This is a genomic window from Pseudoalteromonas sp. Ld20, from assembly GCF_045064175.1.
GTDB classification, from domain to species: domain Bacteria; phylum Pseudomonadota; class Gammaproteobacteria; order Enterobacterales; family Alteromonadaceae; genus Pseudoalteromonas; species Pseudoalteromonas neustonica.
In genome coordinates, this window is the sequence record NZ_JBISHB010000034.1 from 309092 (window position 1) to 335372 (window position 26281).

Annotated in this window: 27 protein-coding genes; 18 read left to right on the plus strand and 9 right to left on the minus strand. The window is 39.1% G+C overall.

Annotation, left to right across the window (positions count from 1 at the left end; translation table 11 throughout):
• Window positions 1–428: 428 nt before the first annotated feature.
• A complete protein-coding gene (locus ACJJVX_RS11200; RefSeq protein WP_054205126.1) occupies window positions 429–1100 on the plus strand; it encodes a hypothetical protein in 672 nt (223 codons plus the stop codon).
• 386 nt (window positions 1101–1486) lie between these two features.
• Here ACJJVX_RS11200 and ACJJVX_RS11205 read toward each other — a convergent pair whose 3' ends face one another.
• The 3 genes from ACJJVX_RS11205 to ACJJVX_RS11215 all read right to left on the minus strand — a co-directional run bounded on the left by ACJJVX_RS11205 (window position 1487) and on the right by ACJJVX_RS11215 (window position 5702).
• Window positions 1487–2194 (minus strand): response regulator, encoded by a 708-nt coding sequence (locus ACJJVX_RS11205; RefSeq protein ID WP_405631491.1) that lies wholly within the window; start codon window positions 2192–2194, stop codon window positions 1487–1489.
• Window positions 2195–2204: 10 nt separating this feature from the next.
• The gene (locus tag ACJJVX_RS11210; RefSeq protein WP_405631493.1) at window positions 2205–3827 is read right to left on the minus strand and encodes an ATP-binding protein; all 1623 of its coding nucleotides are present in this window, start codon (window positions 3825–3827) and stop codon (window positions 2205–2207) included.
• 162 nt (window positions 3828–3989) lie between these two features.
• Window positions 3990–5702 (minus strand): lysophospholipid acyltransferase family protein, encoded by a 1713-nt coding sequence (locus ACJJVX_RS11215; protein WP_054205129.1) that lies wholly within the window; start codon window positions 5700–5702, stop codon window positions 3990–3992.
• 173 nt (window positions 5703–5875) lie between these two features.
• Here ACJJVX_RS11215 and ACJJVX_RS11220 point away from each other — a divergent pair, with 173 nt between their 5' ends.
• Both ACJJVX_RS11220 and ACJJVX_RS11225 read left to right on the plus strand, forming a co-directional pair.
• Complete coding sequence (locus ACJJVX_RS11220; RefSeq protein ID WP_054205130.1) at window positions 5876–6796, plus strand: glyoxylate/hydroxypyruvate reductase A; 921 nt, start codon at window positions 5876–5878, stop codon at window positions 6794–6796.
• Between the two features lie 100 nt (window positions 6797–6896).
• Window positions 6897–7028 (plus strand): hypothetical protein, encoded by a 132-nt coding sequence (locus ACJJVX_RS11225; protein ID WP_269432715.1) that lies wholly within the window; start codon window positions 6897–6899, stop codon window positions 7026–7028.
• 184 nt (window positions 7029–7212) lie between these two features.
• On the opposite strand, the gene ACJJVX_RS11230 is transcribed toward ACJJVX_RS11225, so the two are convergent.
• Window positions 7213–7458: a hypothetical protein gene (locus ACJJVX_RS11230; RefSeq protein WP_054205204.1), complete on the minus strand. Its 246-nt coding sequence runs from the start codon at window positions 7456–7458 to the stop codon at window positions 7213–7215.
• 99 nt (window positions 7459–7557) lie between these two features.
• Complete coding sequence (locus tag ACJJVX_RS11235; RefSeq protein ID WP_054205131.1) at window positions 7558–8007, minus strand: hypothetical protein; 450 nt, start codon at window positions 8005–8007, stop codon at window positions 7558–7560.
• Between the two features lie 121 nt (window positions 8008–8128).
• Between ACJJVX_RS11235 and ACJJVX_RS11240 the strand changes: the two genes are divergently transcribed.
• Complete coding sequence (locus tag ACJJVX_RS11240; RefSeq protein WP_054205132.1) at window positions 8129–8512, plus strand: response regulator; 384 nt, start codon at window positions 8129–8131, stop codon at window positions 8510–8512.
• 158 nt (window positions 8513–8670) lie between these two features.
• On the opposite strand, the gene rpsT is transcribed toward ACJJVX_RS11240, so the two are convergent.
• Complete coding sequence (gene rpsT, locus ACJJVX_RS11245; protein WP_054205133.1) at window positions 8671–8931, minus strand: 30S ribosomal protein S20; 261 nt, start codon at window positions 8929–8931, stop codon at window positions 8671–8673.
• Window positions 8932–9218: 287 nt separating this feature from the next.
• Here rpsT and murJ point away from each other — a divergent pair, with 287 nt between their 5' ends.
• The 13 genes from murJ to ACJJVX_RS11310 all read left to right on the plus strand — a co-directional run bounded on the left by murJ (window position 9219) and on the right by ACJJVX_RS11310 (window position 23989).
• A complete protein-coding gene (gene murJ, locus ACJJVX_RS11250; RefSeq protein ID WP_405631555.1) occupies window positions 9219–10748 on the plus strand; it encodes a murein biosynthesis integral membrane protein MurJ in 1530 nt (509 codons plus the stop codon).
• 130 nt (window positions 10749–10878) lie between these two features.
• A complete protein-coding gene (gene ribF, locus ACJJVX_RS11255) occupies window positions 10879–11805 on the plus strand; it encodes a bifunctional riboflavin kinase/FAD synthetase (RefSeq protein ID WP_054205134.1) in 927 nt (308 codons plus the stop codon).
• A 25-nt stretch (window positions 11806–11830) separates the two neighbouring features.
• Window positions 11831–14659: an isoleucine--tRNA ligase gene (gene ileS, locus ACJJVX_RS11260; protein ID WP_054205135.1), complete on the plus strand. Its 2829-nt coding sequence runs from the start codon at window positions 11831–11833 to the stop codon at window positions 14657–14659.
• Window positions 14660–14668: 9 nt separating this feature from the next.
• Window positions 14669–15169 (plus strand): signal peptidase II, encoded by a 501-nt coding sequence (gene lspA, locus ACJJVX_RS11265; protein ID WP_054205136.1) that lies wholly within the window; start codon window positions 14669–14671, stop codon window positions 15167–15169.
• Window positions 15166–15606, plus strand: a complete 441-nt coding sequence (gene fkpB, locus ACJJVX_RS11270) for an FKBP-type peptidyl-prolyl cis-trans isomerase (RefSeq protein ID WP_054205137.1) — start codon at window positions 15166–15168, stop codon at window positions 15604–15606. Before lspA ends, fkpB begins: the two co-directional genes overlap by 4 nt.
• Complete coding sequence (ispH, locus tag ACJJVX_RS11275; RefSeq protein ID WP_054205138.1) at window positions 15606–16535, plus strand: 4-hydroxy-3-methylbut-2-enyl diphosphate reductase; 930 nt, start codon at window positions 15606–15608, stop codon at window positions 16533–16535. The genes fkpB and ispH overlap by 1 nt, the downstream gene beginning before the upstream one ends.
• A gap of 29 nt (window positions 16536–16564) precedes the next feature.
• Window positions 16565–17605, plus strand: coding sequence for a sensor histidine kinase (locus ACJJVX_RS11280; protein WP_405631501.1), 1041 nt, complete (start codon window positions 16565–16567; stop codon window positions 17603–17605).
• On the plus strand, window positions 17602–18303 hold the full coding sequence (locus ACJJVX_RS11285; protein WP_054205140.1) for a LytTR family DNA-binding domain-containing protein: 702 nt from the start codon (window positions 17602–17604) through the stop codon (window positions 18301–18303). The genes ACJJVX_RS11280 and ACJJVX_RS11285 overlap by 4 nt, the downstream gene beginning before the upstream one ends.
• A gap of 122 nt (window positions 18304–18425) precedes the next feature.
• Window positions 18426–18986: a type IV pilus modification protein PilV gene (gene pilV / locus ACJJVX_RS11290; protein ID WP_054205141.1), complete on the plus strand. Its 561-nt coding sequence runs from the start codon at window positions 18426–18428 to the stop codon at window positions 18984–18986.
• Window positions 18987–18988: 2 nt separating this feature from the next.
• Window positions 18989–19978 carry a PilW family protein gene (locus tag ACJJVX_RS11295; RefSeq protein WP_054205142.1) on the plus strand — a complete coding sequence of 330 codons (990 nt, stop codon included), beginning with the start codon at window positions 18989–18991 and terminating at the stop codon, window positions 19976–19978.
• Window positions 19966–20451: a pilus assembly protein PilX gene (locus ACJJVX_RS11300; protein WP_054205143.1), complete on the plus strand. Its 486-nt coding sequence runs from the start codon at window positions 19966–19968 to the stop codon at window positions 20449–20451. Before ACJJVX_RS11295 ends, ACJJVX_RS11300 begins: the two co-directional genes overlap by 13 nt.
• A gap of 15 nt (window positions 20452–20466) precedes the next feature.
• Window positions 20467–23574: a pilus assembly protein gene (locus ACJJVX_RS11305; RefSeq protein ID WP_054205144.1), complete on the plus strand. Its 3108-nt coding sequence runs from the start codon at window positions 20467–20469 to the stop codon at window positions 23572–23574.
• Window positions 23575–23584: 10 nt separating this feature from the next.
• Window positions 23585–23989, plus strand: coding sequence for a type IV pilin protein (locus tag ACJJVX_RS11310; protein WP_054205206.1), 405 nt, complete (start codon window positions 23585–23587; stop codon window positions 23987–23989).
• Between the two features lie 91 nt (window positions 23990–24080).
• Here the strand turns inward: ACJJVX_RS11310 and ACJJVX_RS11315 are convergent, their stop codons facing one another.
• The 3 genes from ACJJVX_RS11315 to ACJJVX_RS11325 all read right to left on the minus strand — a co-directional run bounded on the left by ACJJVX_RS11315 (window position 24081) and on the right by ACJJVX_RS11325 (window position 25618).
• Entirely contained in the window at window positions 24081–24623 is a 543-nt protein-coding gene (locus tag ACJJVX_RS11315) for a GspH/FimT family pseudopilin (protein WP_405631507.1), read from the minus strand.
• A gap of 72 nt (window positions 24624–24695) precedes the next feature.
• Window positions 24696–25244, minus strand: a complete 549-nt coding sequence (locus tag ACJJVX_RS11320) for a GspH/FimT family pseudopilin (protein WP_054205146.1) — start codon at window positions 25242–25244, stop codon at window positions 24696–24698.
• A 206-nt stretch (window positions 25245–25450) separates the two neighbouring features.
• On the minus strand, window positions 25451–25618 hold the full coding sequence (locus ACJJVX_RS11325; RefSeq protein ID WP_157601495.1) for a hypothetical protein: 168 nt from the start codon (window positions 25616–25618) through the stop codon (window positions 25451–25453).
• A gap of 72 nt (window positions 25619–25690) precedes the next feature.
• Between ACJJVX_RS11325 and glnB the strand changes: the two genes are divergently transcribed.
• Window positions 25691–26029, plus strand: a complete 339-nt coding sequence (glnB, locus tag ACJJVX_RS11330; RefSeq protein WP_054205147.1) for a nitrogen regulatory protein P-II — start codon at window positions 25691–25693, stop codon at window positions 26027–26029.
• Window positions 26030–26281: the final 252 nt, after the last annotated feature.

The following is a 26281-nucleotide window of genomic DNA, read 5'->3' on the forward strand; positions in this document are numbered from 1 at the left end:
AATGGCAGTCCCTTTTAAGAAGTAACAACGATGAGAGTAAGCGCCTGTGAAACGCCCAAGGGTTGGTTTAAAGCAATTTATACTGCGTTACTTTTATAAGGGAATGATTTTAACAAGGGAACAACCATTATTTGCAATCAATGCCTTGCCTAAATTGCTTTTAACTCCAACTGAAACGGCGTCTGAGGTGGCTTGGGTATATAACGCAAGGTCATCATTAAGCTAAAAGCTCATTATCAACAGACAATTCCTGACAATGTCCGACAAGCGCTGAGAGATGTCTCATAAAGAATATGCTAACATTTTTTCAGTCAATTTCGCTATTCGAAATGTAATGCTTAGTAATTGATTAATAAAAAATTATTAAAGTAATAAAAGCGTTTAGTGCGATTTTTAGCGTTGATAAATTAAACATTATGGAGATTATTATGAGCACCAGTAATAAAGGATTTAGTATTGCACTGTTGTTTGGTGTGACAGCTGCTTTAAGTGGATGTGGTGAAAGCACGGATGAATTAGATGATAAATTAACCCATCAAGTAAATATGTCTTTTATAAATTCATTGGATTATATGGCTGACTTTCATGTCAAAAAAAGGAGTATTAGCACCGGCTATAGCGGTTTATTTGATAGTGATAATATCGCTTCGGGCGATGTGGAGGCCAATGCTGTGGGTAGTCGCTATAACTACAGTTATAAAGTAATTAATAATATGATTAACTTGGGGGTTAAAGACAGTATCAATGCGAATAAAGAGGAACGCATAAATACAACCTTGAGTAATAATGATGATTTATGGGTTATTGCTTGGCAATCTTCAGGTGAACGGGCTTTGTCTGTGATTGATAAAAAACAAAGCAATACTGCCGATGTATTTAATGTACGTTTATTTGCCTACGGTGAGTATGATGTTTCAATTGATGATAAAAAAGTATTAATTACAAAAAAGGGCCGTGTCACAGAGTTTTTAGCGGTTAGTAACTGCGCTAATGGCCTAAAAGTTGCCAATCAGGCTATCGATTTATGTGGGGGTAATTTTGGTGCATCATATTTACTCGTTGTCGATAGCAATGGTAAACGTGTAATGGCTCAAGAATAACCTTAGATTAAAACTTATCTGGTTAGCGTGAAGTAGTTGCTGAGAAAGATGTATACCCAAGCCACCTCAAGATGCAGAATTCAGCGTTTCACAGGGGCTTAATATCAAGGCGTTACTTTGCAACAATGGCAGTCCCTTTTAAGAAGTAACAACGATGAGAGTAAGTGCCTGTGAAACGCCCAACGGGTTGGTTTTAAAGCGATTTATACTGCGTTATTGATTTTAACAATAGAACCACTATTACTTGCAATCAATGCCTTGCCTAAATCGCTTTAAATTCCAACTGAAACTCGCATCTTGAGGTGGTTTGGGTATATTATCCAAAGTTCAAGTCTCTCAAAGGCGCTACTTCTATATTTAGGGTATAGCGCCATATCCACCCATAACTACCATGCACTAACCACAAATAAGTAGCCTTTGGAACGGATAGTCTTAATTTTTATTGGATTACGCGCATTGTCACCGAGCTTCTTGCGTATCTGACTAATATGATTATCAACACCACGTTCAATACCATCATAGTGATAACCTTTTATTTGTTCAACAATGTCACTACGTGAAAGAATAACTCCTGCATTTTTAGCAAGTAGTAGCAGTAGGTCATATTCGCCGTCTGTGAGCTGGATATGTTGCGTTGCTAAAGAGACTGTCCGGTTATGTGTATTAATTATTAATTGCCCAAACGTTATAGATTCTTTCGTTTGTGGCTTTATGGCGAGTGGATCTGTGGGATGTCCACGTCTTAAAAAAGCTTTAATTTTTGCCAGTAGTAAGCGAGGTTTCACCGGCTTTAGTAAATAATCGTCGGCACCAATTTCAAGCCCTACAACCTGATCAATTTCTTCTTCTCGTGCAGTAAACATCAAAATATAGCCGCTGTATGACTGCCTTACTTCGCGGCATACCGTTAAGCCATCCTTGTTCGGTAACATAACGTCAAGCAGCACCAGAGCTGGCTGCCACTGAAAAATACGGGAGACCGCATGCTCGCCATTTGATTCTATTTCAACCTGATAGCCTTCAATCGTTAAATACTCTTGAATTGACTCAGCAAGCGGTAAATCATCTTCTACCACTAAAATTTTTGTTTTCATTTATTATTCTCTATGTGGATTCTTGATGTATGCGTTTGGCTGGCCAATTTAGCATGAAACACGCACCACCTAAGCTTGATGGCTCAACACTCGCGGTTCCTTCATGCCAGCCTAAAATTTGTTTAACGATTGCAAGGCCTAGTCCGGTTCCTCCGACTTGCAAATTACGACTTTGATCTTCTCGATAGAATGGTTCAAATACCTTCTCAGCATTGGATAAAGGTATACCATCACCGTTATCCGCAACACAAATAAGCCAGCCTTTCACGGTTTGTTCATAGCTTACTTGAATATGGTTTCTTCCATACGCGATGGCATTGCGCATTAAATTACTTAATGCGCGGCTCATATAAAACGTATCAATCATTGCATGGCAAATGCCTTGTTCAAGTAAGACAATGTCAATATCTGGATTGGCCTCTTGCCAACATAATAACTCTTGTTTTATCCAATGATTAAGTTCAACGGCTGCAAATGTAAGTGTCGGTATTTCACGCTCAAATCGAGCATGTGTAAGCATTTCTGACACTAATGAATTTAGTTCATTCAAAGATAATTCAATCCGCTCTAGTTGCCCAAGTTGATAGTTATTGGCTGTACTATTTCTAAGTAATTCAATATTGAATTCAATGCGTGCAATGGGGGTTCGCAATTCATGTGATACAGCATTTATCAGGGTTTTATGAGAAGAGATAAGACGTTGTATTTTTTCGGCCATGATATTAAACGTTTTGGATAAATGGTTTAGATGGCTAAAACGAATTAGCTTAGCGCGAGCATCAAATTTACCTTGTCCAAGTAATATCGCAACTTTATTGAGCGATAACATAGAGCGCCAGCCAGGAATTAACCATATTATAATTGGTATAAGCAGAAAAAAGCCGAATATAAAATAAAAGATACTTAACATGTACACCACTTTGCCCTTTAGTTGAGGGCTAAAAGGGCCAAGTACAATTACTTTATCGCTATTTTTGATTCGCTGTACGGCAATGTCAGCGGGATAGCCAATAAAATTAGAATCCGCAGTGGATATGGTCACAATAGCCCCTGTTTTCAATTGGGCTATTTGTTGCTTTGTGTAAGTTAATTCACTCAATGTCATTAGTGCAACGGGGTATGAAAAATTATCACTGAGCGAATCAATTATCGACGGCCAATTGTGCTGCGGGTGTTTCGCTAAAATATTGCTTAGTAAGTAAAAAGAGCCCATCATCCAACGTTGTGCCTCGTTGACCAGATGCTTAGGTACCGTATTAGGTTTTACAATCACTAACAGCTGCTCGTTATCTATTTTTCGATAAGCTAAATCTGCTTGCGGGTCTCCCCAAATTTTATTCTCTGCGAGCCAAGATTGCTGCTCACTTGAAAAATCATTTTGTTGATAGTCTTGTAAGGTAAGTTCAAAGCCAAAATTGGCCTGTATGGTTTGTAAGTAAGCTATTCTCTGGTGTTTAGGTATGGATTGTAATTGTTGAGCAAGAAGATCCGTAGAGCCTGAGGTTAAAAACTCTAATGCCCATTTTTCAGTTGGGTACCTCACGTTACTTTCAAAATGAGGGATCACTAATAATTGAATGCTAACTACCGAAAAAATAATGATAAAAGATAAAAATAACAGGGACCTTTTCATAGCTAGTCTGTCAATAATTTATGTACAACCACTGTATCATACCTTTACATAAAAACTACTTTTGATGGCATACAGTGAGCTTAAATTCACGTTACGGATCAAAGTAGGTTTAGTAAATAAGCTAGATGGCTGGTCGTCTTTATTTTATACACCTTTGCGTTCTTAGGTCTTTCCTAAATATCTTTTGGCTTTGCCTTCTTTTACTTTTTCAAGATCAACTAATACAAGTCCATCAATGCAGTTATTGAAATCAGGATCAACACTAAAACTTAAAAACTGTACGCCGCCAGGCTCACATAGTTCGGTGTACTGTTTAAATAAAGTGGGTACTTGGGCACCCATGTTTGCGAGCACATGCTTAAGCTCAACAAAATCTTCTTTAACATCATTACCACAAAAAAGCGTTTCGCATTGGAGTCGCTGTTGCTCTGTGAGTTTAAACTCATTATTAGGTATGGCTATTGTTTGCTTGGCACCATAGTAATGCTGATAGTAATAAACAAGCATCGCTTTAGCTTGCTCTGGGAGCGTATTTGACACACTAACAGCACCATATAGATAGCGGTACTGAGAGTAGGTATTTATGAATGCGCCTATGCCATTCCATAAATAATCGAGGCTTTTTCGTCCCCAATATTTTGGTTGTACGAAACTTCTGCCAAGCTCTATGCCAGCCTTAAAGTAGGGAGCCATTTCATCACTGTATGAAAATAAGCTATCGGTGTATAAGCCTTTTTGGCCATGTTTTTCAATAATATCTTGCGCACAGGCTAAACGGTATGCGCCGACGAGTTCAAGCTGTGAGCTATCCCACAAGACTAAATGTTGATAGTCCATATCGTATTTATCAATATCACGGCGTTTTCCACTGCCTTCTCCCACAGCTCTAAAAGAGATCTCTCTTAAACGGCCAAGCTCTCTGAAAATAGGTGAGCTGCCTTGATATTGATACAAGTAAATCTGCATCCCATCTTGTGTGGTACCAAGTCGCTGGCATTTCTCTATGGCCTTTTTTAGCTCTTTACGGCATTCCGAGGTTGCGATAGGCGTTTGAGTTTTAAGCGGTAAGATTTTTTTTGATGTTAATGCATAGAGTTGCTTACGAATTAAATTAACGACCTCTTTGTCTTTGAGGTTTTCAATTAAGTAGGATTCAGGAGGAATTGATGCACCAATTTCAAACTCTAATGATTTTTGACGCTGCTTAAACATTTCTTTGACAAGTAGTAGACTCGCGAGCGGTTTGTAAATCATTGACGTACCATAAAAAAGCGAACTATTTTTGGCTTTTATAAAAATAGGTAAAATAGGGCTGTTCGCTTTTTTAGCGATACGTAAAAAACCACTATTCCACTTACAGTCTTTTATACCTGTTGGACTTAAACGAGATACTTCACCTGCTGGGAAGATCAATAGCGCACCTTCACTTTTTAAATGTTGGTGAATATTACTAAGCTCTTGCTTTTTACTTGTCCCAGATAAATTATCGACGGGCAAAAGTAACGAATGCATGGGGGTTACCGACATCAACATGCGATTGGCTACGACTTTTAAATCTTGGCGAACGCTTGATAACACTTTAATTAATGCTAACGCATCTAACGAACCAATAGGGTGATTAGCGACAATAACTAATTTACCTTCACTGGGGATATTTTCAATTTGTTTCGGTTTATAGCGAGTATCGAAGTCTAATTCGTCAAGCACTTGTTCTACAAACTCAATACCTTGTAAGTGAGGGTAAGCATCACCAAAGGCTACAAACTCTTGCTCATGTAGTAAGTACCCTAAGCCTTTTTTAACTAAACTTTTAACTTTAGGTGAGTTTTCTAGTTGTGGCAGATTTGCTGCGATTACTTTATCAACACTGATCATTATTACCTCGTTTGATGTTGGCGATAAACCAATATTGAAAGAGTAAAAGCAAGCGATGACAGTTAGGTTGCAATTGTGTGACTTTTTAAAGTGCGTAAATTGAATCTCATTAGATTAAATATTGCAGCAGAGGTTATACTTATTGTAAATATACTATTTATTATAGGCATTCTATGAGCGTACTTGTCGCTATTAGCGGGCGTGATTGCAGTAAAATAATGACTGCATTGGAGGCTAAGCTACCAGATGTAAAAATTTCGCAGTGGCCACATTGTGATAATTTAAATGATATTGAATTTGTTCTTGCCTGGCTTGCCCCTGAAGATATGTGGGTACAACTACCAAATTTAAAAGCTGTTTCATCATTTGGGGCAGGAATAGACAGCATCGATTTAAATGTATTACCTAAAAATGTTGTTGTTACACGTATTGTTGATGAAAACTTGGCTCATGACATGGCTGAGTATGTATTAGCCCATATTTTGGCGCATAAACTGCGCTTAAAAGAGTACATATTAAAACAGCAAGATAACCAATGGTGCCCAAAGCGAAGCTATCGCGATAAGCATGTTGTTATTTTAGGATTTGGTGAGTTAGGTCAAGCATGCGCTACACGTCTTTTAATAAATAACTTTAGTGTAAGCGCGTTTTCGCAAAGCGCAAAAAGTATGGCTGATGTTAACTGTATACATCAGCAAGCAGCATTGCCTAATTTACTCAATAAAGCAGATTACTTAGTGTGTTTATTGCCTTTAACACCACAAACAAAAGGTATTATAGACCGTAATCTTTTAGCGCATTTACCACCACATGCAGTATTAATAAATGTATCTAGGGGACAGCATGTGGTTGAAAAAGACCTACTACATGCATTAGACCAACAGCAATTGCGCGCGGCTACCTTGGATGTATTTACACAAGAACCATTAGGTGATGAACACCCATTTTGGCAACACCCTAAAATCACACTAACACCACATTGTGCAGCGTTGTCAGATCTTGATAGTGTGACGACTCAAATTGCACAAAATGTAGAGCGTTTAAAATTAGGCCTAGATTTAAATCATCAAGTTGATAGAACAAAAGGTTATTAAAATCTAAGTAATTAACGCAAAATACATATTGTTAACACTTGTAATTTTAGCTAATCTATAACGCGTACGATTTATAATAAAAACAATAATAAGGTTTATAATGAAACAACAACAAGGTGGCGTAAAACTCAGTGTTATTGTGGTGTCTATTGTTCTAATGGGAGTGTCAGCATGGTTTAACCAAGCTAATGCTGATGAACAACCTCAACAATCAACAAGCCAAGTTAAATAAAAGTAATCACTAAGCCGAGTCAATCCTTCTTACATAGTGCTCGGTTTTTACTCTCTTCCTTTTTTACAAGCTTATTAATGCATTATTGTGCAAGCGAGTTATTTCTTTGCTAATAAGTTTAGACAAAAAAATACCTCACTCAGTAAAACCAAGTAAGGCATATAAAATTATCTTGGGGGATATATTAATTAGGCGTCACATTTAATTGACCAAAGGTATAAACTTTGAACAAATAAAATGTATTAATCAACACAAGGCTCATGTTTGAGATCACACTTGACGACATTAGGTCTAAACTAAATGATAAAAACAGTAAAACGCAGGCGCTAATCGCCGCAACGCGTAATATTGTTAGTTGGTTAATAAAAAATGCCCCTAATCCTAGGGCTAATAGTATAAAGTTTAAAAGCCAATCAAGCTCGTTTAGCATGGTTTTATCGTTGTTCATGTGTTGAAAAAAGGAGCGCCATTATGGTGAGTTTTTGCGCACCTTTCAACCAAGTAAATTTATTTTTTCGGATTAGTTTTTTTAATCCATCATTAGCTTTTTGAGCGCAGCAAAAAAGCCTGCATTTTCGGTTATTCGATATTTTTGACAGCTATCAGGCTGCTTCATATTTCGACACAAGTAAAGGCTGTTTCGGGTTAGATCGGCTTGAGGCTGCAAGCTTGAATCAAAAAGTGTGGCACCGTAACCAAACATACCAGGCCAGTAAACACTTTGCGTCACTAGGCCTAACTTTTCATACGTTATTAATTGTGGCTTAGGTACACTGACAGCGATTAGTAAAATTACACCAGTAATAATAAGTTTAGCTTTCGTTTTTTTGTTGTTAGCCCCAATTGTAATTTGTTGCTCATCTACACTTTGGATTGAGCTAGGAAGCTGACTGGTCCCCTTTTTTTTTGATGCAGTTGTCGGTTTTCTTCTTTGTGGTGTTTTTCCAAGTAAGGATTGTTTTTTTTGATTGTTAGACATAAAGCAAATCTGGCCTTTTAAGCAGAGCTCTCTATAATGAGATTATAAAATGAAATAAGTTATTAGGTATATACCCAAGTATAATAACTTAAACCTAGTTCATAACCTACGGGGATCAACCATGAATACGCAGCTTTCAATCTTGATAGTGGACGATGTAGGCACTGTACGTAGCTTTTTAAATCAAACTTTAATGCATTTAGGTATTGAAAACGTTAGGGAAGCATCGACAGCAGCGCAGTGCATTAGCGCGTGTAATGCAGCGAGTTACAACATTATATTTTTAGATATCGAATTACCAGATGGCGATGGAAAAGAACTTATCGCGCAAATAAACGATATAAATCCTGAGACAAATGTGGTGATGGTTTCAGCTCATTCTACGGTAGAGAATGTAAAAGATGCGATTGATAAAGGCGCTAAAGGGTTTGTTGTAAAACCATTTACACCGAAAAAAATAGCCGCAATGTTGAAAAAGTTTTACCCTGAATTAGTCATAGCCTAATCTAAAGTCATATCAAAATTACGCATAACAAATTATCTAGTGAATTAAATAACTCTTTAGGCTGCGTTAAAAATTATTGAGTTATTTTTTCAGCGCCATAGAAAATAGATATAAAAAAACCGGCCGAGGCCGGTTTTTTATATTCTAGCAAAAATAAATTATAGCGCTTTAATCTTAGCTGCTATGCGGCTCTTATGACGAGCTGCTTTATTTTTGTGAATTAGACCTTTAGTTGCGTAACGGTCTAAAATAGGTGTTGCAACAGCGAAAGCTTGCTGTGCAGCTTCCTTGTCGCCAGCTTCAATAGCAACAAGTACTTTTTTGAAGTATGTACGCATCATTGAACGACGGCTTGCGTTGTGTTGACGGTTCTTTTCGCTAGTGATAGCGCGTTTTTTTGCAGACTTGATGTTAGCCAAGGTTTGCTCCTAACAATCTTAAAAATAAGCTTAATTTAAAGGCCGTGGAATATGCCTTTTTTAATCATGAATGTCAATAAAAAATTGACATAACAAGAAAAACTGCTCCTTAATAACGAACATCAATTTGTTGCCGCTCTAGCAGTTAATATCGCTATTGTAACAAAGCCCGTGGTCTCAGCCTAGTGCTTTCAGTAGATTTTAGGCATAATTACCTTTCTTAATTGTTTTACAGCGAGTTTAAGGTGGCAAAAGGATTATTTCGTTCTGGTATGATTGTAAGTGCAATGACAATGATATCGCGTATTTTAGGATTAGTGCGAGATGCGGTGGTAGCCAACTTATTGGGAGCCGGAGCCGCAGCCGACGTTTTTTTATTCGCTAATCGCATCCCAAATTTTTTACGACGTTTATTTGCTGAAGGCGCATTTGCTCAAGCGTTTGTGCCGGTATTATCTGAAATAAAAGAACAACAAGGTGATGATAAAGTTCGTCTTTTTGTCGCCCAAGCAGCGGGGACATTAGGGACTATTTTACTGATCGTCACCATGATTGGTGTAATCGCATCGCCAATTATTGCCGGACTTTTTGGTACTGGTTGGTTTATTGATTGGTGGCAAGGTGGCCCAGATGCTGAAAAGTTTGAATTAGCGAGCAGCTTACTAAAATTAACGTTTCCCTACTTGTTTTTTGTTAGCCTTGTTGCACTTAGCGGTGCGTTAATGAATGTTTATAACCGTTTTGCGGTTGCTGCATTTACACCTGTTTTATTGAATATTTCGATTATTACATGTGCATATTTTTTACATGATAAGTTTTCTGTCGGTGCCTATTCACTTGCCATTGGTGTGTTTGTAGGTGGGGTGGTGCAGTTGTTGTTTCAATTGCCATTTTTGTATCGAGTTAGAATGCTCAGTAAACCACGCTGGGCATGGCAGGATGAAAATGTAAAAAAAGTACGCAAGTTGATGTTGCCAGCATTATTTGGTGTATCTATTAGTCAAATTAATTTACTACTAGATACAGTAATCGCCTCTTTGTTGATGACAGGATCAATCGCTTGGTTGTATTACTCCGATAGATTAATTGAGTTTCCGTTGGGTTTATTTGGGATTGGTATCGCAACGGTTATTTTGCCTGCGTTGTCTAAATTACATAGTAGTGATAAAGGCAGCGATTTTCAGCACACCTTAGACTGGGGAGTGCGGTTTGTGATATTTTTAGGGCTGCCAGCGATGGTTGGCCTGATGATTATCAGTCCGTTGATCATTTCGGTTTTATTTGATCATGGTGCATTTAAAGATGACAATATTGACCATGTTCAGGCTGTAAGTTTCGGTGTTATGGCTTACTCGGTCGGGCTCGTTAGTTTTATGCTAATTAAAGTGTTAGCGCCCGGTTTTTATGCTCGCCAAGATACCAAGACCCCTGTGCGTATAGGTATTATCACCTTAGTATTGAACATGGTGTTCAATATCATGCTAGCCCCTTTTATTGGTTATTTAGGGTTAGCGTTGGCAACATCAATGTCCGCTAGCTGTAATGCGTATTTACTGTATCGCCAATTAAGCAAAGAGCAGGTATATCAATTCTCTCGTTTTAGTTTAGTGTTTTTTACTAAATGTGTCATAGGAGCATTGATTATGGGGGCTGTTGTTTGGTACACCTCAATCCAATTTATGTGGCAGCAATGGCACTTCACAGAGCAAGTGATTTTATTAGGTGGTTTATTGGTACTTGCTGGGTTCGTGTATTTTTTGACCTTGTTTTTGTTCGGTGTACGATTGAAAACGATAAAAAGTGTTACAACGCTTTAATGAAGTAAAAAAAACGATTTATATAACCAACTGAAACTCGCATCTTGAGGTGGTTTGGGTATAATTGATGATTCTGTAACCCAAGTGAAATTTTACTCGGTACATAACGCTTACAAAGGCATTAGTTGGCATGGAGTTAATTAGAGGTATTCACAATATTCGCACGCAGCATTACGGCTGTGTGTTGACCATTGGTAATTTCGATGGCGTGCATTTAGGGCATGCTGAAGTACTCAATGGGTTACTCAATGACGCTAAAAAATATAATTTGCCCAGCACGGTGATGTTATTTGAACCACAGCCGCAAGAGTTTTTTGCTAAAGACAATGCGCCGGCTCGATTAACACGATTACGAGACAAACTACGTTTGCTCAAGGAATTAGGTGTTGAACGCGTTATTTGCATTAGTTTTAATCAACAATTTGCCAATATGCAAGCTGAGCAATTTGTGACAGATATATTGATCAATAAGCTTGGCGTTAAAGCGTTAACCGTAGGCGATGATTTTCGCTTTGGGAAAAGACGCCAAGGTGACTTTAATTTACTGACAAAAATGGGTCAAGCGGCTCATATGGATGTAAAAAGCACCGCGAGTTTTCGCCAATTAAATGCTAGAGTAAGCAGCACTTTGATCCGCCAAGCATTAGCTGAAGGTCAGTTAGTGCAAGCTAAAGCGATGTTAGGCCATGATTATGCAATATCAGGGCGTGTTATTCATGGCTGGAAACGCGGGCGAGAGCTAGGTTTTAGGACTGCGAATATCGCATTAAAGCGTCAAGTATGCCCAGTGAATGGGGTATTTGCGGTGCAAGTAACGTTAAACGATAAAAAAGTGTATGGGGTTGCAAATATTGGCAACAAACCCACATTTAATGGAACACGCGCATTATTAGAAGTTCATTTGTTCGACTTTGCGCAAGATATTTACGGACAGTTTATGCACGTGGAGTTGATTGAAAAACTTCGCGATGAGAAAAAATTCGAGACATTAACACAATTGACGGTACAAATAGCAACTGATGTTGCTGCCGCTAAACAGTGTTTTGGTTTAAATTAGGTAGCCGATACGGAAACTAGGATTAATGAGCGACTACAAGCATACTTTGAATTTACCGGAAACGACGTTTCCAATGCGCGGCAATTTGGCACAACGTGAGCCAAAAATGCTTAAAACATGGTATGAAGAAGACCTATATGGTCAAATTCGCAACGCTAAAAAAGGTAAAAAAACCTTTATTTTGCATGACGGCCCTCCGTACGCAAACGGCGATATTCATTTAGGCCATTCAGTAAATAAAATTCTAAAAGACATCATTGTTAAATCAAAAACGTTATCTGATTTTGATGCGCCTTATGTACCAGGTTGGGACTGTCATGGTTTACCAATTGAATTAATGGTAGAGAAGAAAGTTGGTAAGCCGGGTGTGAAAGTCACGGCTGCTGAGTTTCGTGAAAAATGTCGTGCTTACGCTAAAAAGCAAGTTGAAGGTCAAAAAGTTGATTTTAAACGCCTAGGTGTATTTGCTGATTGGGATAAACCGTATTTAACGATGAATTTTGATTTTGAAGCCAACGCCATCCGTGTGCTTGGTCGCATTATCGAAAAAGGTCATCTACACAAAGGTGCTAAACCTGTGCATTGGTGTACTGATTGTGGTTCAGCATTGGCTGAAGCAGAAGTTGAGTACCAAGATAAACAATCACCGGCTATTGATGTACGTTTTGAATTTGTTGATCAAGCGGGCGTTGTTAATGCCTTTGATTTAAACGAAGGGCATGAAGGCTCAGGCACTGTAAGTACGGCTATCTGGACAACAACTCCTTGGACACTGCCAGCTAACCGCGCGGTTGCAGTACATGCTGATTTAGAATATGCACTGGTACAAGTTGATGATGAAGGCGCTACGCAGCGTTTGATTTTAGGCTCAGAACTTGTAAAAGATGCAATGGATCGATATGGCTTTAATCATTACCACGTATTAGGTTATGTAAAAGGTGCAGCGCTTGAAAACTTACAGGTAGCTCATCCGTTTTATGATTTTAACGTGCCAGTCATTGTCGCAGAACATGTAACAACTGATTCAGGTACTGGTATTGTTCATACCGCACCAGGTCACGGCCAAGAAGATTTCGTGGCAGGTTTACAATACGGTTTAGAAGTTGCGAACCCAGTAGGCGCAAATGGTGTTTATTTACCTGATACCGAGTTATTTGCCGGCCAACACGTATTTAAAGCAAACGCGAGCGTTGTTGATGTACTGACTGAACGTAATGCTTTATTGCATCATCATGCATTGACGCACAGTTACCCACATTGTTGGCGCCATAAAACGCCAATAATTTTTCGTGCTACGCCGCAGTGGTTTGTCAGTATGGATCAGGCTAATTTACGTCAAGATTCATTGGCTGAGATTAAAAACACGCAGTGGCTACCTGAATGGGGCGAAAGCCGTATTGCTAACATGGTTGAAGGTCGCCCAGACTGGTGTATTTCACGTCAACGTACGTGGGGCGTACCAATCGCTTTATTTGTAGATAAAGACACTGGCGCGCTTCATCCAGATACACAAGCATTGATTGAAAAAGCAGCTCAGCTGGTTGAAAAGTCAGGTATTCAAGCATGGTATGACTTAGAACCTGTAACATTGCTTGGCGAAGCTGATGCTCAGCAATACATGAAAGTGCAAGATACACTTGATGTATGGTTTGACTCAGGTGTATCTCACGCATGTGTTGTTGATGCCCGTGAAGATTTAGTTGGCCCAGCAGATTTATACCTTGAAGGTTCAGATCAACACCGTGGTTGGTTTATGTCATCAATGATGACGTCAGTTGCTATTAATGGACATGCGCCTTATCGCCAAGTGCTTACTCACGGTTTTACCGTGGATGAGAATGGCCGTAAGATGTCAAAATCATTAGGTAATGTTATTTCACCACAAAATGTGATGAACAAACTAGGCGCAGATATTTTACGTTTATGGGTTGCCTCAACTGATTACACCGCAGAAATGACGGTATCAGATGAGATATTTAAACGTTCAGCTGATCGCTACCGTCGTATTCGTAATACTAGCCGTTATTTATTAGCCAACCTAAGTGGTTTTGATCCTAAAACTGACCAAGTTGCTATTGATGATATGGTTGAGCTTGATCGTTGGATTGTTGGTCGTGCAGCACAGTTACAAGATGAAATTTTAGCCGCGTACGATAGCTACCAAATGCTACAAGTGACGCAAAAGCTAATGAACTTCTGTACTGGTGAACTTGGCTCTTTCTATTTAGACGTAATCAAAGATCGCCAATATACAGCGAAGAGCGATAGTCATGCACGTCGTTCGTGTCAAACTGCTTTGTATCATATTGCCGAAGCAATGACGCGCTGGATGGCGCCAATCATGAGTTTTACAGCGCAAGAAATTTGGGAAGCGTTACCAGGTGAACGTGATCAATATGTATTTACATCAGTTTGGTATGATGGTTTAAAGGCTGTTAGTGAAGGTCAATTTAGTAATGATGATTGGTTAACAATTCTAACAGTACGTGATGAAGTAAACCGCGTTCTTGAAGGTGCACGTAAAGAAGAAGTTATCGGTGCAACATTACAAGCTAATGTCGCTTTATATGCAAGTACAGAACTTACAAATAAGCTATTAGCACTTGGTGATGAACTACGCTTTGTATTTTTGACCTCACAGGTAACTGTAACGGCTGTTGATGCCCAACCAGATGGCACTCAAGCAACAGAAATTGAAGGCTTGTATATTAGCGTTTCAGCGACAGATGCTAAAAAGTGTGAGCGTTGTTGGCATTACTGTGATGATGTAGGGACTGATCCAGAACACCCTGAAATTTGTGGTCGTTGCGTGAGTAACGTAAATGGCGAAGGTGAAAAGCGCCAGTTCGCATAGGAGTTTTAAGTGAGCAAACTAGCCCAAAAAAGTGGTTTAGTGTGGCTTTGGTTAAGTTTGCTACTTTTAGTAGCAGACTTTGCCAGCAAAACACTGGTTGTTAAAACCATGAATCTATATGATTCGATTGATATTTTGCCTTTTTTTAATCTAACGTATGTCCATAACTATGGCGCGGCATTTAGCTTCTTAAGTGAAGCGGGTGGTTGGCAGCGTTGGTTTTTAAGCATTATAGCTATATCAATTAGTGTATTACTTATTTGGTGGTTAAAACGTCTACCAGCCACTAATAAAGTATTGTGCGGTGCTTATTCGTTAGTATTAGCAGGAGCGATAGGTAACTTATATGACCGTATGACATATGGCTATGTAATTGACTTTCTTCATTTTTACTACCAAAACTGGGATTTTCCAGCGTTCAACATTGCCGACAGTGCAATTTGTGTAGGTGCAGCGCTACTATTATATGATGCCTTTACAGGCGAAAGTCCAAAGGAGCAAAAAGCATGAGTCAATCGGTGATTGGTGAAAACTCACAAGTGATATTTCATTTTTCGATTAAATTGTCTGATGGCTCAGCAGCTGATTCAACCAAAGTGCATAATAAGCCCGCAAAGCTTGTTATGGGCGATGGTAGCTTAACGGCAAACTTTGAAAAATGTTTATTTGGTTTGGCATCAGGTGAGAGCAAATCATTTGAACTTGAACCAGAAGATGCATTTGGGCAGCCTAACCCTGATAACATTTATTACGTTGATCGCAGTAAATTTGGCCCAGAGACACCTGCAAAAGTCGGTTCAATTATTGCTTTTACGCAACCTGATGGTACAGAGTTACCAGGGCTTGTGCGTGAAGTGCAGGGGGAGTCAGTAACAATTGACTTTAACCACCCTCTAGCGGGTCAGCGATTAACCTTTGAAGTAGAAATTTTAGAGGTAAATGGCTAATGGATATTCTTTTAGCAAATCCACGTGGTTTTTGTGCCGGTGTAGATCGAGCAATTAGTATCGTAGAGCGTGCGTTAGATATCTTTGAAAAGCCAATTTACGTTCGCCACGAAGTTGTACATAACCGTTATGTTGTTGACGGTCTTAAAAGACGTGGTGCGGTATTTGTTGAAGAGCTAGATCAAGTGCCAGACGATAGCATTGTTATTTTTAGTGCGCATGGTGTGTCTCAAGCTGTTCGCAGCGAAGCAAAGCGCAGAGAGCTAAAAGTTTTTGATGCCACTTGCCCGCTAGTTACCAAGGTACACATGGAAGTTACGCGCGCAAGCCGTAAGGGTATTGAGTGTATTTTGATAGGTCATCATGGCCACCCTGAAGTTGAGGGAACTATGGGGCAATACGATAATGACGATGGCGGTATTTATTTAGTCGAAACGACTGATGATGTTGCTAATCTTAATGTTAAAAACCCTAACAATTTATTTTATTGCAGCCAAACGACATTATCAGTGGATGATACTGCTGATGTAATTGATGCTTTGCGCGCAAAGTATCCCGCAATTAATGGTCCACGAAAAGACGATATTTGTTATGCGACACAAAATCGTCAAGATGCTGTTCGTGACTTGGCAGATAAAGTAGATGTATTGCTCGTTGTTGGTGCAAAAAATAGTTCTAACTCCAACCGCTTACGTGAACTTGCAGATAAAATGGGCACAACCGCTTATTTAATTGATGATGCAAGTAATGTTGAAAAGCATTGGTTTGAAAAGGCAAATGCGGTGGGTGTAACAGCGGGTGCTTCAGCCCCTGAGGTTCTTGTGCAACAAGTAATAAACTGCTTAAAAGAACTTGGTGGTAAACAGGTTATTGAAAACCCGGGCGAAGAAGAGAATATTGTCTTTGCAGTACCGGTTGAATTGCGTTAAGCCTATAACAACCTTTAAAGGAGAGCCGGATGAGCAAACAATTGCAACCCAATGTTTTGCTTTTTGCGGCTCTTTTTAAAGAGCGTGGAGTACTGGCTACACTTGTTGTAGGACAAGTTATAGCGACTATTTTAGCGTTTGCTCCAGCGACGGCTGATGCAATTTGGATTCGTTTAGGGGCTATTAGCCTTTTTTTACATCTCACCTTTTTATTTAGCCTTACTTGGCTTTATCTTTTACGTAAACGGCTTCAAAGACTAAATCAAACACCTCAGTTATGTGCATTAATGGCATCTTTATTATTAACTACCGCTTTGTTTAGTCTGCTTTTTACTGAGTTTACAAATGATTATATTGCGCTGCAAAACCCCTACGAGTTTTTATTAAAAAACCTACTAATGGTATTTTTAGTTGCAGCATTGTTTATTCAATTTTTAATTATCCACTATGAAAAAGAACAGCAAACCAATGCATTAGCGAGAGCTGAACTTGATGCATTGCAGGCACGTATTCGTCCACACTTTTTATATAATAGTTTAAATACAGCAGCCGAATTGACCCATTATGATCCATTAGCTGCAGAGCAAGCAATTCTGGCCTTGGCTGCTTTATCGCAAGCTGCGATGAAAGTCGGAAAAAGCACTTTATTAGAAGATGAAATTAATCTAACAAAACAGTATATAGCTTTGGAAACTTGGCGGTTTTCAGAGCGCTTACAAGTAAATTGGCATATCCCTCAGCAGTTACCTGCGCTGAAAATACCATGTTTAACATTGCAACCTTTGATTGAAAATGCCGTGTGCCATGGAGTTGAACCTTCAGTAACAGGGGCTGTAATAAATATAGAGTTGTTGCTTAGCACTCAATCGTTGACTATTTTGGTATCAAACCCTATTTTTGAAGGTGTGAATAAACGTCCTGGGAATGGTATGGCGCTGGAGAACATTCGTCAACGGTTAGACATTTATTATCAAGGGAAAGCAAAGTTGGTAGTTACAACACGCAATGACACTTTTCGAGTGAAACTCGTTTTGCCTAGGCATGTATTAGACTTAAAGGGTTTCCCATGAAAGTATTAATCGTTGATGATGAAGCATTGGCTCGCTCACGTCTAAAGCGCTTACTTGCTATATACCCCGATTTAAGCAGTCACCGAGAAGCAAGTAACGGTACGCAAGCATTAGAATTGATGCAGTCGTGGGTTGCTGACTTAGTTTTTTTGGATGTCGATATGCCCGGATTAAATGGTTTAGAAGTTGCAAACGAGCTTAACCTACTCGCTGTACCGCCAGCGATAGTATTTGTGACGGCTCACCCTGAACATGCGCTAGAGGCATTACAGCTATCAGCTGCAGGATATCTTGTGAAACCAGTGACTGAGCAAAATTTAGCGAAAACGCTAGAGCAAATAGGACGAGTAACTCGAGCTCATATGCAAAAGAAAAAAACAGCGACAATAAGTTACCAGTTAGCGGGGGTTAGTCGAGTAATAGCGTTGGAAAAAGTTTATTACATTATTTCTGAAGAGAAATATACACGGATTATTTTTGATGACGGGGAGGCAATCATCGAGCAAAGCTTGAAGCAGCTAGTATCAGACTTTCCCGTGGAACTTTTACAGATCCACCGTAAGATATTGATTAATCGATCGCAGTTGCATGCATTGAAAAAAGCTGAAGATGGTAGCCATGTAGTGGAGCTTAAAAATTGCACTCATTTACTACCAGTAAGTCGGCGAGCTTACAAAGTGGTAAAAGAGCAACTTTAGGTTACTCATTGCAAATAGCGTTAACCGTTTATCAACAAAAATAACCTTTCATCCTAACCCTTCTTGTATTCCCTCCTTGTTAGATTATTCTTATCGTACGATATTTTTTATTAGGCGTACTTATGGGCTCAGCACACCCTTCATCTCTACGAGGGTTTACACTTATTGAAGTATTAATTGCTTTCGTAATCTTAAGCTTTGGTTTACTTGGTGCTGTGGCATTACAAGCGACGGCTAAAAAAGCGAGTTTTGATTCAATGCAACGTGCCGCTGCTGTGGCATTAGGAAACGATATTATTCAACGTATCAGAGCTAACGATGTGCCCCAAATTGGGGCTTTATATAAAAAAGATTTTACGAGTAAAACGGCATTAAACTCTAACTCTCAATGCTTTACGGGGGCTTGTAGTGCTGCGCAGATCGCGGCACTAGATTTCGAGCAATGGAAGCGCGCTATTCAAGCAAGAGAAAATACAGGTACTTTAGATGACGCCACAGTATGTATTGATCCACAAATGATGGCGAATACAAAAGGTAAGCAATTTAATATTGAAGTAATAATAAGTTGGCAAGGGCGTCAAGAAATGACAGCCACTGGGAGTACACAAGGGAAAAAGTGCGGGGCGAATGATAAAAAGCGGCGCTTAGTCGTTATAAACAGCTTTATTTATATACGGAGCTAAGTATGAAGCAGCATGGATTTACGTTGATCGAAATAATGATCTCCCTTTTTATTGGTGGATTGATTTTAGGCGGAGTGATGTTTTTGTATGTTGGCATGAAATCAACAACAAAAGACACAATGGTAATTGGTGAGCTTCAGGAGTCGGGTCGATTAGCATTATCAATAATGAAACGTGATATTGAGCAAATAGGATTTTGGGGAACATTTTATGAAGATGGATTTACAGATGATAATACGGTAACTCTTCCTAATCCTACAAGTGATTGTTTTAGCGGCCAGAATAACGGTAGTTTTCCAGATAATAGCAATACTAATTTTCGATCTGTTTTTGCTGTAGAAGCAACAAGTGCTTTGCAATTAAGTTGTATTAAAAATGCAAATTTTGATCCTGTCTCAGATATATTACAAGTTAAATATTTAGAAGGACGTCAGGTACAGCCTGATGATAGTACTAACAAGCAATATTACTTTATTGCCCAACAAGAAAAGGCCGAGTTTCGACGTGGACCTATTGATAAAAACAGCATTAATGGTAATGCTAGCGTTTGGCCATATGGGCATCATGTTTATTATGTTGCGAATCAAACATATGAAATTAATAAACAGTCAATTAGTGTACCAGTGCTTATGCGTAAAAGGCTCACCCCCAGTGGCGGTATGATCACAGAAACAGTGATGGAAGGCGTTGAAAATATGCGTTTTGTATTTGGCTTAGATACGACAAGTAATAACCGTGTTGATACTTACAAAAGTATTAAAAATATGACCGCATCAGATTGGGAAAATCGTCAGGGAATTCTAACTGTTCAGGTCTTTATTTTAGTACGTTCATTATTACCAGACTATGGTCTTAAATTAAAAAGTCAAGTGTATACGATGGGGGAAGATGCTGATCAACGAATTATTAGCAAATCAGATCATTTCCGTCGAACTTTATTTACAACCACAATACGGTTGAACAATGTGGGAGCAAATTTATGGAATATTTAAATACAAGTAGGACCCACCAGCAGGGAGTTGTATTAATCGTCGCGCTTATAATGGTGATTGCTGTCACTGGGATAGCGGTGACTTTAATGAGCAGCAGTAGCATAGATATTAAAATCACAAATGCTGCTCAAGAGCGCGAAATTGCAGATAATACCTTGATGGGAGAAGTACAAAAAACGATGGCTACAGAAGCGCTAAGAGGTGGTAATAGTCGTTTTTTTCTAACGCCAGTAGAGATTCCTCTTGGTGGGGTTGATTTGGCTCTTGGTGGTAAAACAAAAAGCCTGCTAATAAACTTAAATACGGGTGCACATGATTTGCAATGTCCACGTAAGTTTAGTTATACAGCTGGAATTTCATGCAACATGATGCAAATGAACACGACAATCGCATATGGTTCAAAAAGTAAGCATACATTGGCTGTTGTAACGGGTGTTGCACAAGAGATGGTGAGCTTGAATACAGGCAGTTAAAGTGAGGATAAGTAAATGAAGACCCATAAGTTTGTAAGATTTAGTTTGCTGTCTCTTGCATTAGCAGTGTGTTATCAAGCTAAAGCCGAAGATATAGAGCTTTATGTTAACCATAATGTAAAAACGACAGAGAAACCACGGGTTGTGGTTGTTTTTGACACATCAGGGAGCATGGCCTTTTCTACGAGAACAGGTAGAGATTGTGGTTATTATCGAGGCTGGACTTTATGTAATGATAGTCGCCTAGGTGTAGCAAAAGATGCAATTCGTTCACTCGTAAATGATAATGATGACATAGAGTTTGGTCTAATGCGTTTTAACGGTAGTTCAGGTGGCTATGTCATGGCTGGTCTTGGTGCAACTAAAACTAAATTGGTAGATCAGATTAATAGCTTGCCTGCAGATGGTGCAACGCCGTTGACAGAAACGCTTTGGGAAGCTTACCTTTATTTAACCGGTCAGCAGCGTGCTTATGGGAGAAGCGTTGGTGCGCGTGATAGAACGGTTGATGTGGGCAATCGCTACCGTTCACCTTTTCTACCTGTTAGCGGCGTACCAGAGCGATGTGATAACTCAGTAAATGTTATTTTAATGACCGATGGCGATCCTTCAAATGATAACGGCGCTGATACTGTTATTTATAATTTGCATAGAAGTACATTTGGGAGCAATCCGTCAAAAATTAGTAACAGCTATTTAAGTGCATTGGCAAAATCTATTCATGGCACTAAAGATACTAAAGTCGACCTTTATCCTGGCACACCCTTAATTCATGATGAGGGGCGTGTTTTTGCTATAGGCTTTGGTTCTGGGATGAGCTCAGCTGGTAAGACATTACTTGCCGAAGCTGCAAAAGATGGTGGCGGTCAATATCTGCATGCAAACACTGCAGAGCAATTATCTGATGCACTTAAAAAAACAATTACCAGAATAAGAGAAGTCAACGATACTTTCTCGGCGCCAGCAGTTGCTACTAATAATGCTGACCAAACTCGCAGTCGAGAATCAATATATTACGCAATGTTTTATCCTGAAAGTGGTGCAAGGTGGAGAGGAAATTTAAAAAAACTAAAAGTATCTGGTGCAAACATTGTTGATTCTGAAGATATACAAGCACTTAATAGCGATGGTCTTATAGATAAGAATGCACGTACTTTTTGGTTACCGGAAAACGAAGGGGCTGATGGTAATACGGTACAACAAGGAGGTGTAAATTTAAAGTTGTCTATGCTTGCAGAGCGTAAATTATTTACAGATGCGGGCACTGGTGGGTTAATAGATTTCAATTATACCGATGTTGCTAATGCATTAGGTGGCGTTAACAACTTATTAAAATTAGCTGGGGGTAACTTACTTGAGTTACCTGATATTATAAGTTGGTCGAAAGGGGTTGATGTTAATGATGAAAATGATAATGGTTCAACAATTGATCAGCGAACAGATATTTTTGGTGATCCGTTACATTCAAAGCCTGTTGCGATAGATTACGGTAATGACGACATAAGAATCCTGATTGGAACAAATGCAGGTTACTTGCATATGTTTAAAGACAGTGGAGACACTGTATCTGAAAGCTGGGCTTTCATACCGACCAGCCTTTATAAAATAATGAAACCGTTACGAGACAACCAAGCTGACACAAAAGTATATGGCTTTGATGGCCCAATCTCAATTTACTTTGATGACAAAAATAAAGACGGCATTGTTAATGGTAGCGACAGAGTCTGGGCATTTACTGGGATGCGTCGTGGTGGAAATCAATACTATGCGTTTGATATTTCGATACCAGATAAACCAAAGTTAATGTGGGGTGGGCCAATCACTGGAAGCAGTGGCGATTTTAACGAACTTGGACAAACATGGTCAAAAGCACAAGTTGCCTTTGTTAATCTAAATGGCTACAAAAATAAGCCAATGCTCATTTTTGGTGCAGGCTATGATACAAATAAAGACAATGCAATACGCAGTAATGATAGCAAAGGGCGTGGTATTTTTATCGTTGATGCACAGACTGGAAAAAAAGTATGGTCTTTAGAGTCAGGCAATGGTTTTCAAGGACAACATAGTATTGCTTCAGATATAACGACGATGGATTCTGATTACGATGGTTATATTGATCGCCTTTATGCAACAGATACGGGAGGCAATGTTTGGCGTGTTGACATGCCCTCAGATAACCCTACGGATGCAAAAAATCCATGGACACATTTTAAGCTCGCAGAACTGGGAAGTAACAACGCAGCCCAAGACCGTCGCTTTTTTTATAAGCCGATGGTAGCACGTACAATGTTTAGTAAAGTAACAAAAGATCTAGTAAGCGGTGTTACAACACGTAAAGATACCCCCTTTGATGCAGTACTGATAGGCAGTGGTAACCGCTCTAAACCGACATCAACATCTGAACAAGATCAACTATTCATGATCAGAGATGAAAACACGGTTACGCGTTCGTTTAAAACAAAAATACCGCCTACAATAGAAGTAGGTGATTTGATGAAGATGAACGATGATCCTTTTGGTAATTCACTCGATAATGTAGAGAAATTTGTCGAATTAGAAGCTGAATTAGCCAATAGCTATAAAGGGTGGCGTTATGCGCTACCAAGCGCAGGTGAAAAGTCATTGGCTGCAGCGACAGTGATTGGTGGCATTGCATATTTTACAAGTTATACACCAGCATCAAAAACGTCGACAGTGAATCAATGTTCATTAAGTGGAGGATCAGGACACGTATACGCGTTTCATTTGCATTATGGCACTAAGGCCTATAGTAATTTAAAGTATCAAACAGGTAATGACGTGCCTGACACACCGCAAATATTCTTCGGTAGTGGTGCCTCATGTGCGGATTCAGACAGTAATGGTAAGTGTGATGATACAGGTGAAGACGTAGAAGAAGTGAGTAAATTTCAAACAATTGGGCCAAGCATTAAAAACCCTGAAAAGTATGGTGTTACAAATCCTTTTGTACCAAAAGAAATTACTGGTCCAGGCTTAAATCTGGATACAAGTGGCAAAATAAAGCTATTTAGTGATGAGCTACCGGTTGGGTTTGGTTTTAAAACACGACAAACATTTATTTATAAACGTGAAGATAATGATGAAGCAAGTAATGATAATTAAGATGCAAGTAATGAAAAAAAGAACGTATGGCTTTACATTAACTGAGCTGTTAATAGCAGTGGCTATTGCAGGTATATTAGCGTCGGTTGCTATTCCAAGTTATTCTGAGCATGTAAAGCGTGCTGCGCGTGTAGAAGCTGTAACAGCGTTATTAGATGCCGCAAATAGACAAGAACAGTACTTTGTTGATAACAGACAGTACACGTCTAATCTAGGTGATTTAGGTGTTAATACAACGACTGAAAACGGCTACTATTCACTTACAGTGAACGTTGGAGGTTCTAATTTCACTCTAACAGCAAAGCCAGTTGGTGGGCCTGTAAAGTCAGACGGTGATTGTGGCTCTTTTACAATAACTGATGTTGGTTTAAAAGGCGTAGGGGGCAGTAAAAGTATCGACTACTGCTGGGGTTAGTAACTTAATTATTAATTATCGCTTTTGGGTATATTCCACAAGCGATAAGCTACTTAACCACGTTTGCCTCCCTATGATATAAGGTTTTATATCATAGGGAGGCTGACTGACATTCTTTTGTGGATTTCACTCTTGCTCGTCCTGTTTGGCTCAGTGTGACAGCATAGCCAGCAAGTTTTGCTTGTTGATAATTTGGACAGTATATAAATGTCCCATTATTTAAAGCGTTTGGTGTCCCGTCAGGGCGAAAAGTGATCATACGTCTAGGGTACTTTAATCTATCGGCTTGATGAGCAAGGTCAAACACCATGAGTATTTCTTCATTTGGATCTCGTACTCCAAAATTCTTCTTATCAGTAAAAGCAACAACTTGTTTATCCCACTGATCCAGCACACAGCGTTTATTTTTCATGGCGCAAAAAGTAGTAAAAGTATTGTGCTCTATTGCATACAGCCTCGATAAGTATAAGCCTCGATGCAATAAGGCTGTATTATTCTCAGCTCTTACACGCGCTAATACCTCAGACATTTGAAATACAGTAAAGTGAAGCAAAATAGATAAGATACACACACCAATCATTATTTCAATTAATGTGATCCCAGAATGTTGGTGAAGGGGCGTTAACTGCTTCATCCTTGAAGTCCGTAGTAATCCAATATCTCTAAATTCTAGATGCTAATCCTAGATTAGCAAACATAGATGTAATTATTGGCAGTTAGATGTGGTATCTCCAAGATACATTGCTGTGCCAGATTGGGAGACGTTTAAAGCTTTGTTGCTCTCACCTGATTTACTGGGGCAAAAAACAAAATCACCAGGGTTTGTTGTTACTCTACCGCTGGTATTAAAACGTAAGCTATTGCTGCCTGAAAATTTCAGCTGATTATTAAGTGGTACTTTATCCATAACTCTCAGTATTGAGTCAGAGCCAGCGTCATAGCCTTGATCTTGATTAGCATCTACAAATACAATAATAGCGTTTTTATCAGCCCAGTCATTTGAGCATTCAATGGTTGTCGCTTTTGCGATTACACTACTTTCTAACACAGGGCAGAGAATAACAATTTCATCAGTACTACTTGCCTTAGCTCGAGCAAAACTAATATTGCGCTTTAAATCTAAAAGAAAATTTTCGGCACGATCTTTATTAAGCATATCACTGCTATTCCAAAATGCGATCGCAGCAAGAATCCCTACAATTGCAACTGTGACCATTAATTCTAGTAGTGTGAAACCACGTTGTTTATTTTTCATATACACCTCTGCTACTAAGTAGGTACTTACTGTGGAGTTATTTAAACTCATTATTAATTATATACCCAAACCGCCTCAAGATGCAGGGTTCAGCGTTTCACAGGGGCTTAATATCAAGCGTTACTTGTAAGAATGTCCCTTTTAAGAAGTAACAACGCAGAGAGTAACTCCCGGTGAATCGCCCAATGGGTTGGTTTAAAAGCGATTTATACTGTGTTATTTATTTTAGCAAGGGAATAACTATTCTCTGCAATCAATGCCTTGCCTAAATCGCTTTTAACTCCAACGACGCTCACACCTTGAGGTAGTTTGGGTATGGCTGTAATCTGTTGCTCAATCATACCACTGCTGGCGATTAAATCATCGTAATTCAATTGCTTTGTTTGCTATGGGATGCAGGATTGTCTAAAATCGATGCAAATGGGAATTATGAGTAGCAACAAACAATGAAAAAAATTGAAGCAATAATTAAGCCTTTTAAACTTGATGATGTACGAGAAGCATTATCAGAAGTTGGTATTACAGGCATGACAGTAAGCGAAGTTAAAGGCTTCGGTCGTCAAAAGGGGCACACTGAATTGTATCGTGGTGCTGAGTACATGGTTGATTTTCTACCTAAAGTAAAATTAGACATTGTACTAACGGATGAAGATGTAGACCGTGCTATTGAAGTTATTGTCAAAACAGCGCAAACGGGCAAGATTGGTGACGGTAAGATTTTTGTAACTGACGTTGAACGTGTTGTTCGTATCCGTACAGCGGAAGAAGATGAAGAAGCAATTTAGACGTTATACCAATTATATTAAGTTAATGGTCATTTATAGCGAAAGATAAATACAGTGATAACAAGGCAGAAACTTTGACATGGTGTTGTTCTCGGCAATTGCTCCTGCATTGCTCTAGCTCCTGCATCCATGCAGTCGTACATGAAAAATGACTAACGCAGTTAGCGCTTTATTTAGTCCGCTAGAATGGTTAAAAATTTAAGTCGATTGGTATTACTCATCCATTAAAAAAGGCGCTACTTGTATCAAGTA

What these genes read in the sequence shown, in the direction of transcription:
- ACJJVX_RS11200 (WP_054205126.1), top strand. Translation starts at nt 429, where the DNA reads ATGAGCACCAGTAATAAAGGATTTAGTATTGCACTGTTGTTTGGTGTG.
- ACJJVX_RS11205 (WP_405631491.1), bottom strand. Translation starts at nt 2,194, where the DNA reads ATGAAAACAAAAATTTTAGTGGTAGAAGATGATTTACCGCTTGCTGAG.
- ACJJVX_RS11210 (WP_405631493.1), bottom strand. Translation starts at nt 3,827, where the DNA reads ATGAAAAGGTCCCTGTTATTTTTATCTTTTATCATTATTTTTTCGGTA.
- ACJJVX_RS11215 (WP_054205129.1), bottom strand. Translation starts at nt 5,702, where the DNA reads ATGATCAGTGTTGATAAAGTAATCGCAGCAAATCTGCCACAACTAGAA.
- ACJJVX_RS11220 (WP_054205130.1), top strand. Translation starts at nt 5,876, where the DNA reads ATGAGCGTACTTGTCGCTATTAGCGGGCGTGATTGCAGTAAAATAATG.
- ACJJVX_RS11225 (WP_269432715.1), top strand. Translation starts at nt 6,897, where the DNA reads ATGAAACAACAACAAGGTGGCGTAAAACTCAGTGTTATTGTGGTGTCT.
- ACJJVX_RS11230 (WP_054205204.1), bottom strand. Translation starts at nt 7,458, where the DNA reads ATGCTAAACGAGCTTGATTGGCTTTTAAACTTTATACTATTAGCCCTA.
- ACJJVX_RS11235 (WP_054205131.1), bottom strand. Translation starts at nt 8,007, where the DNA reads ATGTCTAACAATCAAAAAAAACAATCCTTACTTGGAAAAACACCACAA.
- ACJJVX_RS11240 (WP_054205132.1), top strand. Translation starts at nt 8,129, where the DNA reads ATGAATACGCAGCTTTCAATCTTGATAGTGGACGATGTAGGCACTGTA.
- murJ (WP_405631555.1), top strand. Translation starts at nt 9,219, where the DNA reads ATGACAATGATATCGCGTATTTTAGGATTAGTGCGAGATGCGGTGGTA.
- ribF (WP_054205134.1), top strand. Translation starts at nt 10,879, where the DNA reads ATGGAGTTAATTAGAGGTATTCACAATATTCGCACGCAGCATTACGGC.
- ileS (WP_054205135.1), top strand. Translation starts at nt 11,831, where the DNA reads ATGAGCGACTACAAGCATACTTTGAATTTACCGGAAACGACGTTTCCA.
- fkpB (WP_054205137.1), top strand. Translation starts at nt 15,166, where the DNA reads ATGAGTCAATCGGTGATTGGTGAAAACTCACAAGTGATATTTCATTTT.
- ispH (WP_054205138.1), top strand. Translation starts at nt 15,606, where the DNA reads ATGGATATTCTTTTAGCAAATCCACGTGGTTTTTGTGCCGGTGTAGAT.
- ACJJVX_RS11280 (WP_405631501.1), top strand. Translation starts at nt 16,565, where the DNA reads ATGAGCAAACAATTGCAACCCAATGTTTTGCTTTTTGCGGCTCTTTTT.
- ACJJVX_RS11285 (WP_054205140.1), top strand. Translation starts at nt 17,602, where the DNA reads ATGAAAGTATTAATCGTTGATGATGAAGCATTGGCTCGCTCACGTCTA.
- pilV (WP_054205141.1), top strand. Translation starts at nt 18,426, where the DNA reads ATGGGCTCAGCACACCCTTCATCTCTACGAGGGTTTACACTTATTGAA.
- ACJJVX_RS11295 (WP_054205142.1), top strand. Translation starts at nt 18,989, where the DNA reads ATGAAGCAGCATGGATTTACGTTGATCGAAATAATGATCTCCCTTTTT.
- ACJJVX_RS11300 (WP_054205143.1), top strand. Translation starts at nt 19,966, where the DNA reads ATGGAATATTTAAATACAAGTAGGACCCACCAGCAGGGAGTTGTATTA.
- ACJJVX_RS11305 (WP_054205144.1), top strand. Translation starts at nt 20,467, where the DNA reads ATGAAGACCCATAAGTTTGTAAGATTTAGTTTGCTGTCTCTTGCATTA.
- ACJJVX_RS11310 (WP_054205206.1), top strand. Translation starts at nt 23,585, where the DNA reads ATGAAAAAAAGAACGTATGGCTTTACATTAACTGAGCTGTTAATAGCA.
- ACJJVX_RS11315 (WP_405631507.1), bottom strand. Translation starts at nt 24,623, where the DNA reads ATGAAGCAGTTAACGCCCCTTCACCAACATTCTGGGATCACATTAATT.
- ACJJVX_RS11320 (WP_054205146.1), bottom strand. Translation starts at nt 25,244, where the DNA reads ATGAAAAATAAACAACGTGGTTTCACACTACTAGAATTAATGGTCACA.
- glnB (WP_054205147.1), top strand. Translation starts at nt 25,691, where the DNA reads ATGAAAAAAATTGAAGCAATAATTAAGCCTTTTAAACTTGATGATGTA.